A 12,496-nucleotide genomic window follows, 5' to 3' on the forward strand; every position below is an offset into this window, starting at 1 on the left:
AACGCTTAAGGCCGGGCCTTGAGCTGCGCCTCAGCCGCCGACGCCAGATCCGGCGGCAGGAAATCCTTGTCCGGGTTGTAATCGGCTTTCAGATAGCGCCGCAGATCTTCCAGATCACCCGGGTTCAGCGTCCCCGCTGCCTGCTTCAGGCGCAGGTTGTCGAGGATGTAGTCGTAGCGGGTGTTGTTGTAGTTGCGCACCGAGGTGTACAGCTGGCGTTGCGCGTCGAGCACGTCGACGATGTTGCGCGTGCCGACCTGATAACCGATTTCCGTGGCTTCCACCGCACTCTGGTTGGAGATGATCGACTGGCGGCGCGCCTGCACCTGCTCGACGTCGGTGTTCACCGCGCGGTGCAGATTGCGGGTGTTTTCAACTACTTGCCGGCGCAGGGATTCGCGCTGCTGTTCGCTCTGATCCAGTTGCGCATAGGACTGACGCACTTGCGAACTGGTCAGCCCGCCGCTGTAGATCGGGATGTTCAGTTGCAGGCCCAGCGTGCTCTGCTCGACGTTGCCGCCGTAGGGCGCGCCGAACGAGTTGGGGTTGGCGAAGCCGAGGGCGTCGTTGTCGCCTTTCTCGTATTTCGCCACGGCATCGAGGGTCGGCAAATGGCCGGCCTTGCGCTGCCTGAGCGTCTGCTCGGCGGAGCTGACCGCGTAGTTGCTGGCGAGCAGATTGAGGTTCTGCCGCGCCGCCGTGTCGACCCAGGATTTCGCATCGTTGGGCGAGGGCGGCAGAATCGGCAGCGTGTGGACGATGCCCTGAATCGAGTTGTACTGACGGTTGGTCAGGGTGATCAACGCCTGGAACGCATCATCGACCTGACGCTGGGCGACGATGCGGTTGGCTCGCGCGGTGTCGTAACTGGCTTGCGATTGCAGCACGTCGGTCTTGTCCGAAAGGCCGACATCGAAGCGCTCGTTGGACTGATCGAGCTGACGTTTGAACGCCGCTTCTTCAGCCTTGGTCGAGGCCAGATTGTCCTGGCTGCGCAGCACGTTGAAGTAGCTTTCGGCGCTCTGCAGGATCAGGTTCTGCTCGGTGGCCGAGAGCTGCAGCGCGGCCTGTTCGTTGACGTCTTTGGCTGCTTGATACTGGAACCAGCGATCGGCGCGGAACAGCGGCTGCGCGAGGGTCGCCTGGTAGGAATGCGCGCTGCGGTTGGCGATGGCCGAAGGCTGGTCGATCGAGGTGCGCACGTCAGCAACTTCGGCGCCACCGGACAGGTTCGGCAGCAGACCGGCGCGGGCCTGCGGCACCACTTCTTTCTGCGCGCCATACTGGGCGCGGGCCGCGGCGAGGTCGGCGTTGTTGTCGACCGCTTCCTGATAGACGCTGACCAGATCGGTTTTGGTCGACAAGGGTGCTTCCGCTGCCCAGGCCATTGTGTTGGACGCACAGGACACGGCAACAGCCAATGAAAGTTTGCGCAGCATGAGGCGATCCCTAGCATGAATATTATGGAAGTAATCCGGGCGCCAAAGGTAAGGCGCAGCCCACACAGCGTCAAGGCTGGGCAGGCCAAGCGAGTGTAGTTGCGCATTGCTCCGGCAACAATCGGCCAGCCTGGGTATTTACGCCATTCATCATGGCGTTCGCTGCGGTGTTGGCGTTCCTTGATGGTTGTGTCTAGACTGGCCGGGTTCTTGTCGGGGTGCCTTGCTATGAGGCTGAGATCGAATAATTTCGGATCCCGTTGAACCTGATCAGGTTAGCGCCTGCGTAGGGAACAAGATTTCTCGTCACCCGGCGAGTCCTCTTGTGCTTCGTCCGGGATATTGTTCGACAATCGAACGCTCATGACGAATGCACAGCACCGGTCCTGGTGCGTCCGTGCCTTTCAGGTTCTGCTCCGACAATCCACTGCTGGATGCTGTCTGGAGAGCCCGTGATGACAACAAAAGAAAAAAACGCGATCAACCTGAGTGACTCGGCCAAGGTCGACGAGCAATCGGTCAAGCCGTTCACCCGTTCGCAAAAAATCTACGTTCAGGGCTCGCGCCCGGACATCCGCGTGCCGATGCGCGAAATCAGCCTCGATGTAACCCCGACCGATTTCGGCGGCGAGATCAATGCGCCGGTCACGGTCTACGACACTTCCGGCCCGTACACCGATCCGAACGTGGTCATCGATGTGCGCAAAGGCCTTGGCGATGTGCGTTCAGCGTGGATCGATGACCGTGGCGATACCGAGCGCCTGCCGGGCCTGAGCTCGAACTTCGGCCAGCAGCGTCTGGCCGATGCCGAACTGACCAAACTGCGCTTCGCTCACGTCAACAACCCGCGCCGCGCCAAGGCCGGGGCCAACGTCAGCCAGATGCACTACGCGCGCAAAGGCATCATCACCGCCGAGATGGAATACGTCGCCATCCGCGAAAACATGAAGCTGCAAGAGGCCCGTGCGGCCGGTTTGCTCAAGCAGCAACATGCCGGCCACAGCTTCGGCGCAAGCATTCCGCAAGAAATCACCCCTGAATTCGTCCGCGAAGAAATCGCTCGCGGCCGCGCGATCATTCCCGCCAACATCAACCACGTCGAACTGGAACCGATGATCATCGGCCGTAACTTCCTGGTGAAGATCAACGGCAACATCGGCAACAGCGCCCTGGGTTCTTCGATCGAAGAAGAAGTGGCGAAACTGACCTGGGGCATTCGCTGGGGCTCGGACACGGTGATGGACCTGTCCACCGGCAAACACATTCACGAAACCCGCGAGTGGATCATCCGCAACTCGCCGGTGCCGATCGGTACCGTGCCGATCTATCAGGCGCTGGAGAAGGTCAACGGCGTCGCTGAAGACCTGACCTGGGAGTTGTTCCGCGACACCCTGATCGAACAGGCCGAGCAGGGCGTCGACTACTTCACCATTCACGCCGGCGTGCTCCTGCGCTACGTACCGCTGACTGCCAAACGCGTCACCGGCATCGTCTCCCGTGGTGGTTCGATCATGGCCAAGTGGTGCCTGGCGCACCACAAAGAGAACTTCCTCTACACCCACTTCGACGAAATCTGCGAAATCATGAAGGCCTACGACGTCAGCTTCTCGCTGGGCGATGGCCTGCGTCCGGGCTCGATTGCCGACGCCAACGACGAAGCGCAATTCGGCGAACTGGAAACCCTCGGCGAGCTGACCAAAATCGCCTGGAAACATGACGTGCAATGCATGATCGAAGGCCCGGGCCACGTGCCGATGCAATTGATCAAAGAGAACATGGACAAGCAGCTCGAATGCTGCGATGAGGCGCCGTTCTACACCCTCGGCCCGCTGACTACCGACATTGCTCCGGGCTATGACCACATCACCTCGGGTATCGGCGCGGCGATGATCGGCTGGTTCGGTTGCGCGATGCTCTGCTACGTGACGCCGAAGGAGCACTTGGGCCTGCCGAACAAGGATGACGTGAAGACCGGGATCATCACTTACAAGATCGCCGCCCACGCAGCGGACCTGGCCAAGGGACACCCGGGCGCGCAGATTCGTGATAACGCACTGAGCAAGGCGCGTTTCGAATTCCGCTGGGAAGACCAGTTCAACCTCGGCCTGGATCCGGACACCGCGCGCTCCTATCACGACGAAACCCTGCCGAAGGACTCGGCCAAGGTCGCGCACTTCTGCTCGATGTGCGGGCCGAAATTCTGCTCGATGAAGATCACCCAGGAAGTCCGTGAATACGCAGCCAACCAGCGCATCGACGCGGTCGATGTGGACGTCGCCAAAGGCCTCGCGGAACAGGCCGAGCGGTTCAAGAAGGAAGGCAGTCAGCTGTACAAGAAAGTTTGACCCCGTACTGATTGTTCCCGCGCTCCGCGTGGGAATGCAGCCCGTGACGCTCCGCGTCACTGGACGCGGAGCGTCCCGAGAGGCATTCCCACGCAGAGCGTGGGAACGATCACAACAAATGTCCCTTTGAGATAACACCCTTGAGCATTCAACCCGGCACCTATTCTCCCGATCTCGCCGTCCCCGCTGCAAAGCGTGTGTTCGGCGGGCGCGATCTGTTTTCCCTGTGGTTCTCCCTCGGCATCGGCCTGATGGTTTTGCAGACCGGCGCATTGCTCGCGCCGGGTCTGGGTCTGTCCGGTTCTTTGCTGGCCATCTTCCTCGGCACGCTGGTCGGCGTGCTGTTGCTGGCTGCTGTCGGCGTGATCGGCAGCGACACCGGCCTGTCATCGATGGCGGCGCTGAAGCTCAGCCTCGGCAGCAAAGGCGCGAGCCTGCCGGCGCTGCTCAATCTGCTGCAACTGATCGGCTGGGGCTCGTTCGAAATCATCGTCATGCGCGACGCCGCCAGTCTGCTCGGCAGCCGCGCCTTCAGCGAAGGTTCGCTGTGGGCCAATCCGATGCTGTGGACGCTGTTCTTCGGTGCGCTGGCGACCTTGCTCGCGGTGAGCGGGCCGTTGACGTTCGTGCGGCAGATTCTGCGCAAGTGGGGCATCTGGCTGTTGCTCGCCGCGTGCCTGTGGCTGACCTGGAACCTGTTCGCCAAAGCCGACCTCGCGGCGCTGTGGGCGCGCGCCGGTGACGGTTCGATGCCGTTTGCCGTGGGCTTCGACATTGCCATCGCCATGCCGCTGTCGTGGCTGCCGTTGATTGCCGACTACTCGCGTTTCGGCAAGCGTGCGAAGAATGTTTTCGGTGGCACGGCTGTGGGTTTTTTCATCGGTAACTTCTGGCTGATGAGCCTTGGCGTGGCCTACACCCTGGCGTTCGCGCCGAGCGGTGAAGTCAATGCGTTGCTGCTGGCCTTGGCTGGCGCCGGTCTGGGCATTCCGCTGTTGCTGATTCTGCTCGACGAGTCGGAAAACGCTTTTGCCGATATTCATTCGGCGGCGGTATCGAGCGGGATTCTGTTGCGTCTGAAAGTCGAGCATCTGGCCTTGGCCATCGGCGTGATCTGCACGCTGATCGCACTGCTGGCGCCATTGGCGCAGTACCAGAATTTCCTGCTGTTGATCGGCTCGGTGTTCGCGCCGCTGTTCGGCGTGGTGCTGGTGGATCACTTCATTCTGCGCAAACGCAGTGCTCAGGTCGCGTCAGCCGCATTGCGCTGGCCGGCGTTGCTGGCGTGGCTGGGTGGGGTGAGCACCTACCACTTGCTGGCGAATCTGTATCCGGATGTCGGCGCAACCCTGCCGGCGCTGGTGCTGGCAGGGCTGTTGCAGTTAGTGCTGGGCCGGGCCTTCAGTTACGGCCGGGAAACAGCTCAGGCTTGAGAATGCCGTTCAGGCGCGGGTAAGGGATCTTCAGTTCGACGTGGCCCAGCGCATATGGCGCGATAGTGGTCACGTCGTACTTGAGGATCACGCCGCCGTAGGTCAGCGCCACGTGCGGGGTTTTCACGAACGGCCAGTTCGCGACGAATTCCGCCTCCTGATCGAGTTTGGTACTGATCAGCCAACTGTTGTGCGCCACTTGCGCGGCTTTCCAGAACGCCTCTTCCTGCCCCGGCAGCAACATGTCGGACAGGTTCAGCACCTTGTGCTGCTGGCGCGAATAGTTGATGAAACCGCGACCCGGCGTGCCGTGGGCGCCGCCGGTGTCGAGGTAGCTCGACAGCTCGATGATCACCAGTCCGTCATGCTGCTCGCGTACTTTCGCTTGCAGATAGCTGCTGTTGCGCGGGCCGGCGCTGGCGAGGAACTGCTCGCGGTAGGCGGCCAGGGTTGGCGCTACCGGCGCGTTCTTCTCGGTGCGGGTCATTTGCAGCAGACGTTTTTCGATGATGCCATCCAGCGCCGGCTCGTCCGGGAAGCGCAGGGTGTCGATGTTCACCAGCGGGCAATCGGGGTTGGAACAGCCGGGTTTGAGTTGTTCCGAGGCGTCGCGGGTGGTTTCCAGCGGCGTGCGATAGTTGGGCTGGAACAGGCTGGCACAAGCGCCCAGAGTCAGGGCAATAGCGGCCACAGAGGCAATTTTGAAAAGCGACATGGGCGTCCTTTCGAAAGCAGGGGAAGGCAAAAAGATACCGCTTCGACTCTCAACGGAGCAGTCAGTTCGCCACTAAGCTGATTAGAGTGTGTTTCACCGTCACCGTCCATCCCGCTGACGGTAAAGGGGCTGCATCAAACGGTGCGGGCGCGTTAGGATGGCGCGAAGTCGAGGTTGCCGGTTGTACACAGCAACCTCGTAATGGATGTGCAGTAAAGAGGAAGATTATGACTGACTTTGCCAACGCCATTCCGACCGCCGTGGATATCGTGCGGCGCGAAAAATGCTACGAGGGCTTTTACAAGCTTGACCGTGTGCACCTGCGCCATGAGCTGTTCGCCGGTGGCATGAGCCGCGAGATCAATCGTGAAATCTTCGTGCGCCACGATGCCGTGTGCGTCCTGCCTTACGATCCGCAGCGCGATGAAGTGGTGTTGATCGAGCAGTTTCGTGTCGGCGCCATGGGCAAGGCCGACAACCCGTGGCTGGTCGAACTGGTCGCCGGTCTGATCGACAAGGATGAGCAACCGGAAGAAGTTGCTCACCGCGAGGCGCAGGAGGAAGCTGGGCTGGACATCAAGGCGTTGTGGCCGATGACCAAGTACTTCCCCTCGCCGGGTGGCAGCAACGAATTCGTGCATTTGTATCTGGGGCGTTGCAGCACCGACGGTGTCGGCGGTCTGCACGGGCTGGAAGAAGAGGCCGAAGACATTCGCGTAACGGTCTGGGCATTTGAAGATGCCTGGCAGGCCGTGCGTGACGGACGGATTGCCAACGCGGCGAGCATCATCGCCTTGCAGTGGCTGGCGCTCAACCGCGCCGAAGTGAGGGGGCTATGGTCGTAAACAAGCTGCGCGATCGTTATCGGGTTGACCTCGTAGGGCTGCAAGCCGCCTGCGAGGCCAACTACGCGCGCCTGATGCGACTGCTGCCGGACATGCGCAACGAACCCGAGGCGCGGCGTATCGCTGTGACCCAGGGCGAGCAGATGCTTGGAGTGCTCGCTCTCGAGGTGTTGCAGACCTGCCCGTACACCACGACCTTGCAGGTGCGCCAGGAGCACAGTCTGCCGTGGTTGCCGGTGCCGCAACTGGAAGTGCAGGTCTACCACGACGCGCGCATGGCCGAAGTGGTCAGCGCCGAGCATGCACGACGCTTTCGCGGCATCTATCCTTATCCGAACGCCGCCATGCACCAGCCCGATGAAAAGGCCCAGCTCAATGTGTTTCTGGGCGAATGGCTGAGTCATTGCCTGGCGTTGGGGCACGAGTACGAAGTCGTTCGCTAGTTGTGAACTGCGTCCGCTTCGGCGGTTTCCCCTTTGTGTCATCCCCCAGCATAATTGCCGCACCCATCCATTGCGTGCTTAGCCCCGGGAGAGCGCCTTGCCCAGCGTATCGACATTGACCAGCGCCGACCCGGCGCTGCTGGTGCAGTTGTCCGACAGCCACCTGTTCGCCGAGGCGGACGGCACGCTGCTGGGCATGAAGACCCGCGAGAGCCTGCAACAGGTCATCGACCTGGTGTTGGCGCAACAGGCGCAGATCGACCTGGTGCTGGCGACCGGCGATATTTCCCAGGACGGCACGCTGCAGTCGTATCAGGCATTCCGCCAACTGAGCGCGCAGATCAGTGCACCCGCGCGCTGGATTCCCGGCAATCACGACGAGCCGATGGTCATGGCCGAGGCGGCGGTGCAAAGCACGCTCCTGGAGCCGGTGGTCGATATTGGCAATTGGCGGGTGACGATGCTGGATTCTGCGGTGCCGGGTTCGGTGCCGGGCTATCTGCAGGATGATCAATTGCAACTGCTCGCCCGCGCGCTGAGCGAGGCGCCTGAGCGCCATCATCTGGTGTGCCTGCATCATCACCCGGTGTCGATCGGCTGCGCGTGGATGGAGCCGATCGGCTTGCGCAACCCGGAAGCGTTCTTTGAAGTGCTGGATCGCTTCCCGCAGGTTCGCGCGGTGTTGTGGGGGCATGTGCATCAGCAAATCGATCGCGAACGCAATGGCGTGCGTTTGATGGCTTCGCCTTCGACGTGCATCCAGTTCGAGCCGGGGAGTGCGGATTTCAAGGTCGGTGAGCAGGCGCCGGGGTATCGCTGGCTGCGATTGTTGCCGGACGGGAAATTGGAAACGGGCGTCGAAAGAGTCACCGACTTCGAGTTCACAGTCGATTACGGCTCCAACGGTTACTGAACTGACAATCAAAGACCCTCACCCCAGCCCTCTCCCAGAGGGGAGAGGGGGCCGACCGCGGTGTCTTTGGCTGTGCATCGACCTGAAACAGCGATATCGATTATGGATTCGCAGCAAAACGCTCAGGTCGGTGTAGCTCTCGAATATCCCCCAGTCGGTTCCCCTCTCCCCTCCGGGAGAGGGTTAGGGTGAGGGCAGCTTGTGCTGTCACACCAATTTATTGAACCCACCCCCAATCCCGGTCCTTCTCCCTGTAAACTCCGCTATCTTTCGCCGACAGCCAGGGAGCTCAAATGTCCGGTTCGATCCTCTATATCCACGGTTTCAACAGCGCGCCGGCCTCGAAGAAGGCCTGTCAGCTGGTCGCGGTCATGGAGCAGCTGGGTTTGAGCGGGCAATTGCGCGTGCCGGCGCTGCATCACCATCCGCGTGAAGCCATCGGTCAGCTCGAGCAGGCAATCGCCGAGCTGGGCCGGCCGTTGCTGGTGGGAAGTTCGCTCGGCGGCTACTATGCGACTCACCTGGCCGAGCGCCATGGCCTGAAAGCCCTGCTGGTCAACCCGGCGGTCAGCCCGCACCGGATGTTCGATGGTTATCTGGGCACGCAGCAGAACCTCTACACCGATGAAACCTGGGAACTGACCCACGACCACGTCACGGCGCTGGCCGAACTGGAAGTGCCACCACCGCAGGATCCGCAGCGTTATCAGGTCTGGTTGCAAACCGGCGACGAAACACTGGATTATCGCCTCGCCCAACAGTATTACCGCGCCTGTGCCCTGCGCATCCAGGCGGGCGGCGACCACAGTTTCCAGGGCTTTGCCGGGCAATTGCCGGCGTTGCTGAGTTTTGCCGGCATGGCTGCCGATATGTATCAGGCAATCGATTTCACCACGCTGTGAAGTCTTGCCCCTCTTTCATGAATGACTGACGACGAGACCTTATGGCCACTCCCAGCGCTAGTTCTTATAACGCCGACGCCATCGAAGTCCTCTCGGGCCTCGACCCGGTGCGCAAACGCCCCGGCATGTACACCGACACCAGTCGGCCGAACCACCTCGCCCAGGAAGTCATCGACAACAGCGTCGACGAAGCCCTGGCCGGTCACGCCAAATCGGTGCAGGTCATCCTGCACGCCGACCATTCGCTGGAAGTCAGCGACGACGGCCGTGGCATGCCGGTCGACATTCACCCGGAAGAGGGTGTGTCCGGCGTCGAGCTGATCCTCACCAAGCTGCATGCGGGCGGCAAGTTCTCCAACAAGAACTACCAGTTCTCCGGCGGCTTGCACGGTGTGGGTATTTCCGTGGTCAACGCGCTGTCGACCGAAGTGCGCGTACGGGTCAAACGTGACGGCAACGAATACCAGATGACCTTCAAGGACGGCTTCAAGGCCTCCGAGCTGGAAATCGTCGGCACCGTCGGCAAGCGCAACACCGGCACCAGCGTGTACTTCGCGCCGGACCCGAAATACTTCGATTCTCCCAAATTCTCCATCAGCCGCCTCAAGCACGTGCTCAAGGCCAAGGCTGTGCTGTGCCCGGGCTTGCTGGTCAGCTTCGAAGACAAAGGCACCGGCGAGAAAGTCGAGTGGCATTACGAAGATGGCCTGCGCTCCTACCTGGTCGATGCGGTCAGCGAATTCGAACGTCTGCCCAACGAGCCGTTCTGCGGCGCTTTCGCCGGTAATAAAGAAGCGGTCGACTGGGCACTGTTGTGGCTGCCGGAAGGTGGCGACGCGGTGCAGGAAAGCTACGTCAACCTGATCCCGACCGCCCAGGGCGGTACGCACGTTAACGGTCTGCGTCAGGGCCTGCTCGATGCGATGCGCGAGTTCTGCGAGTTCCGCAGCCTGCTGCCGCGCGGCGTGAAGCTGGCGCCGGAAGACGTCTGGGAGCGCATCGCTTTTGTCTTGTCGATGAAGATGCAGGAACCGCAATTCTCCGGCCAGACCAAAGAGCGTCTGTCTTCCCGTGAAGCGGCGGCGTTCGTCTCCGGTGTGGTTAAAGACGCTTTCAGCCTGTGGCTCAACGCCAACCCGGAAACCGGTCTGGCCCTGGCCGAATTGGCGATCAACAACGCCGGCCGCCGTCTCAAGGCGAGCAAGAAAGTCGAGCGCAAACGCGTCACCCAAGGTCCGGCGCTGCCGGGCAAACTGGCTGACTGCGCCGGGCAGGACCCGATGCGTTCCGAGCTGTTCCTGGTCGAGGGTGACTCCGCCGGCGGTTCGGCCAAACAGGCGCGGGACAAGGAGTTCCAGGCGATCCTGCCGTTGCGCGGCAAGATCCTCAACACCTGGGAAGTCGACGGCAGCGAAGTGCTCGCCAGCCAGGAAGTGCACAACATCGCCGTGGCCATCGGCGTCGATCCGGGCGCCGCGGACATGAGCCAGCTGCGCTACGGCAAGATCTGCATCCTCGCCGACGCCGACTCCGACGGTCTGCACATTGCGACCTTGCTGTGCGCGCTGTTCGTCCAGCACTTCCGCCCGTTGGTGGATGCCGGCCACGTCTATGTGGCGATGCCGCCGCTGTACCGCATCGACCTCGGCAAAGAGATCTACTACGCCCTCGACGAGGCCGAGCGCGACGGTATTCTCGATCGCCTGGTGGCCGAAAAGAAACGCGGCAAGCCGCAGGTCACCCGATTCAAAGGCCTGGGCGAAATGAACCCGCCGCAACTGCGTGAAACCACCATGGACCCGAACACCCGGCGTCTGGTGCAGTTGACGCTGGGCGAAGACTTCGCCGAAACCTCGGAAATGATGGATATGCTGCTGGCGAAGAAACGCGCCGGCGACCGCAAGACCTGGCTGGAATCCAAAGGCAACCTCGCCGAGGTGCTGGCCTGATGCAGTTTGGCTGGGCCTTGGCGGGTGCGTTGCTGCTGAGTGCGCTGAGCGTGTCGGCCGAGCCGCTGCAAGAATTGCGGCTGCTTTCCGAACACCCGGTCGAAGGCATGCGCGGCGGTAACCTGTCAGGTCTGGCCATGTGCGGCAACGAGCTGTGGACCGTTTCCGATCGCGATGACGAGCAGATCTATCGGCTCGATACCCGCGATCCGGTCTGGCAGGCGCAAACCGTGCACATCGACGTGCCGCCTGTGCCGGAGAGCGGCTTGCCGTGGGGCTTGAGCTCGCGTACCTGGGCGGCGTCGTTCATTCGCGGGGGCGAACTGGATTTCGAAGGCATCAGTTGCGACAGCGCTGGCAATCGCTACATCGTCAGCGAAGCCCATGCGGCGGTGTTGCAGGTGCCGGTCAGTGGCCCGGCGAACTGGCTGAAAATCTCGCCGCTGCTGGTTCGCGAAGCGCGGGCGAGCGGCCTGCTGCTCAAGTTCAATTCGATCTTCGAAGGCCTGGCGATCAACCCGGCCGGTGATCAGATATGGCTGGCCGCCGAACGGCAAAAGCGCGGCCTGCTGCTGATCAAGCGCCAGCAGACGGTGTGGGATTGTGACGGTCGCTGCGTGCTGCTCAGTGAGGGCGGCAAGGAGATGCAGCCGCCACAGTTTCCCAAGGCGAAAGCGGTTCATCGCGACTTTTCCGACATTTCCTTGTTCAACGGCAAGCTGTTTACCCTTGAGCGCAACGCTTTCGAGATCTGCCGTCGCGATGCACAGACGGCCAAGGTCGAACAATGCTGGTCGTACGCCGGCGAACTGTTGCGGGAAAATCGCCGCTACTCGCAGAACTACGGACTGGAAGAAGCGCTGATCATTGATGCCGAAGGTGCGTGGATCGGCGTCGACAACAATTTTGGCCCGCGTGCCGACGGCGAAGTCCGCCCGGTGGTCTGGCGCTTCGCCGCGCCGGACGGTGGCTGGAGTGCCAGGCCATGAGCCAGCAACCGCCGGGCAAGCGTGCCGGTCGGGTGTTGATGATCCTCGCCTGGTGCGCGGCGCTGTTTCTCGCGACGCGGTTTTTCGGTCAGTGGGAGCAGCGCCAGCAGAATCCGAACATCGTGGTTACGTCGGAGCAGGGCGAAGGTTTTATCGAAGTGAAACTGGCGAGCAATGCCCAAGGGCATTTTGTCGCCAGCGGCCAGATCAACGGCGAGCCGGTGGAGTTCATGCTCGACACCGGCGCGACCGATGTGGCGATCCCGGCGGATCTGGCCAAGCGTTTGAAGCTGCAAGAAGGTTTCGGCGTGACCCTGAGCACGGCCAATGGCCTGAGCCAGGGCTATCGAACGAAGATTGCCCGCCTGCAACTGGGCGACATCGTGCTGCGGGATGTCCGTGCACTGGTGGCGCCGGGGCTGCATGGCGACCAGGTGCTGCTCGGCATGAGCGCCCTGAACAAACTTGAATTTACCCAGCGCGGTGGCACCATGCTGCTGCGCCAGACAACGAACCGATGAGG

General features: G+C 61.7%; 11 protein-coding genes and 1 riboswitch. Of the genes, 9 read left to right on the plus strand and 2 right to left on the minus strand.

What is annotated here, in order from left to right; translation table 11 throughout:
* Positions 1-5 precede the first annotated feature (5 nt).
* Entirely contained in the window at positions 6-1,439 is a 1,434-nt protein-coding gene (locus AB4O12_RS24030; protein ID WP_041477642.1) for a TolC family outer membrane protein, read from the minus strand.
* Positions 1,440-1,643: 204 nt separating this feature from the next.
* A riboswitch (TPP riboswitch) is annotated at positions 1,644-1,749 on the plus strand.
* 145 nt (positions 1,750-1,894) lie between these two features.
* Here AB4O12_RS24030 and thiC point away from each other — a divergent pair.
* Positions 1,895-3,784: a phosphomethylpyrimidine synthase ThiC gene (gene thiC / locus AB4O12_RS24035; protein ID WP_095180980.1), complete on the plus strand. Its 1,890-nt coding sequence runs from the start codon at positions 1,895-1,897 to the stop codon at positions 3,782-3,784.
* A gap of 140 nt (positions 3,785-3,924) precedes the next feature.
* Positions 3,925-5,217 carry a putative hydroxymethylpyrimidine transporter CytX gene (cytX, locus tag AB4O12_RS24040; protein ID WP_460059820.1) on the plus strand — a complete coding sequence of 431 codons (1,293 nt, stop codon included), beginning with the start codon at positions 3,925-3,927 and terminating at the stop codon, positions 5,215-5,217.
* On the opposite strand, the gene AB4O12_RS24045 is transcribed toward cytX, so the two are convergent.
* Entirely contained in the window at positions 5,186-5,932 is a 747-nt protein-coding gene (locus AB4O12_RS24045; RefSeq protein WP_016771974.1) for an RsiV family protein, read from the minus strand. The genes cytX and AB4O12_RS24045 overlap by 32 nt on opposite strands.
* A 227-nt stretch (positions 5,933-6,159) precedes the next feature.
* Between AB4O12_RS24045 and AB4O12_RS24050 the strand changes: the two genes are divergently transcribed.
* From AB4O12_RS24050 to AB4O12_RS24080, 7 genes are all read left to right on the plus strand, one after another.
* Positions 6,160-6,777 (plus strand): NUDIX domain-containing protein, encoded by a 618-nt coding sequence (locus AB4O12_RS24050; protein ID WP_236168143.1) that lies wholly within the window; start codon positions 6,160-6,162, stop codon positions 6,775-6,777.
* Positions 6,768-7,220, plus strand: coding sequence for a DUF1249 domain-containing protein (locus AB4O12_RS24055; RefSeq protein ID WP_016771972.1), 453 nt, complete (start codon positions 6,768-6,770; stop codon positions 7,218-7,220). The genes AB4O12_RS24050 and AB4O12_RS24055 overlap by 10 nt, the downstream gene beginning before the upstream one ends.
* A gap of 97 nt (positions 7,221-7,317) precedes the next feature.
* Positions 7,318-8,133 carry a 3',5'-cyclic-AMP phosphodiesterase gene (gene cpdA / locus AB4O12_RS24060; RefSeq protein ID WP_457264559.1) on the plus strand — a complete coding sequence of 272 codons (816 nt, stop codon included), beginning with the start codon at positions 7,318-7,320 and terminating at the stop codon, positions 8,131-8,133.
* Positions 8,134-8,426: 293 nt separating this feature from the next.
* The gene (locus AB4O12_RS24065) at positions 8,427-9,035 is read left to right on the plus strand and encodes a YqiA/YcfP family alpha/beta fold hydrolase (protein WP_095180976.1); all 609 of its coding nucleotides are present in this window, start codon (positions 8,427-8,429) and stop codon (positions 9,033-9,035) included.
* A gap of 41 nt (positions 9,036-9,076) precedes the next feature.
* On the plus strand, positions 9,077-10,984 hold the full coding sequence (gene parE, locus AB4O12_RS24070) for a DNA topoisomerase IV subunit B (RefSeq protein WP_095180975.1): 1,908 nt from the start codon (positions 9,077-9,079) through the stop codon (positions 10,982-10,984).
* On the plus strand, positions 10,984-11,973 hold the full coding sequence (locus tag AB4O12_RS24075) for an esterase-like activity of phytase family protein (RefSeq protein WP_460059821.1): 990 nt from the start codon (positions 10,984-10,986) through the stop codon (positions 11,971-11,973). The genes parE and AB4O12_RS24075 overlap by 1 nt, the downstream gene beginning before the upstream one ends.
* Positions 11,970-12,494: a retropepsin-like aspartic protease family protein gene (locus AB4O12_RS24080; RefSeq protein ID WP_071174225.1), complete on the plus strand. Its 525-nt coding sequence runs from the start codon at positions 11,970-11,972 to the stop codon at positions 12,492-12,494. The genes AB4O12_RS24075 and AB4O12_RS24080 overlap by 4 nt, the downstream gene beginning before the upstream one ends.
* The last annotated feature ends 2 nt before the right edge of the window (positions 12,495-12,496 follow it).

It is taken from the genome of Pseudomonas sp. S2_A05, assembly GCF_054668485.1.

Excerpts from the sequence above, each read along its gene's own strand:
- AB4O12_RS24030 (WP_041477642.1), bottom strand. The coding sequence starts at position 1,439 with ATGCTGCGCAAACTTTCATTGGCTGTTGCCGTGTCCTGTGCGTCCAAC.
- thiC (WP_095180980.1), top strand. The coding sequence starts at position 1,895 with ATGACAACAAAAGAAAAAAACGCGATCAACCTGAGTGACTCGGCCAAG.
- AB4O12_RS24045 (WP_016771974.1), bottom strand. The coding sequence starts at position 5,932 with ATGTCGCTTTTCAAAATTGCCTCTGTGGCCGCTATTGCCCTGACTCTG.
- AB4O12_RS24050 (WP_236168143.1), top strand. The coding sequence starts at position 6,160 with ATGACTGACTTTGCCAACGCCATTCCGACCGCCGTGGATATCGTGCGG.
- AB4O12_RS24055 (WP_016771972.1), top strand. The coding sequence starts at position 6,768 with ATGGTCGTAAACAAGCTGCGCGATCGTTATCGGGTTGACCTCGTAGGG.
- AB4O12_RS24065 (WP_095180976.1), top strand. The coding sequence starts at position 8,427 with ATGTCCGGTTCGATCCTCTATATCCACGGTTTCAACAGCGCGCCGGCC.
- parE (WP_095180975.1), top strand. The coding sequence starts at position 9,077 with ATGGCCACTCCCAGCGCTAGTTCTTATAACGCCGACGCCATCGAAGTC.
- AB4O12_RS24075 (WP_460059821.1), top strand. The coding sequence starts at position 10,984 with ATGCAGTTTGGCTGGGCCTTGGCGGGTGCGTTGCTGCTGAGTGCGCTG.
- AB4O12_RS24080 (WP_071174225.1), top strand. The coding sequence starts at position 11,970 with ATGAGCCAGCAACCGCCGGGCAAGCGTGCCGGTCGGGTGTTGATGATC.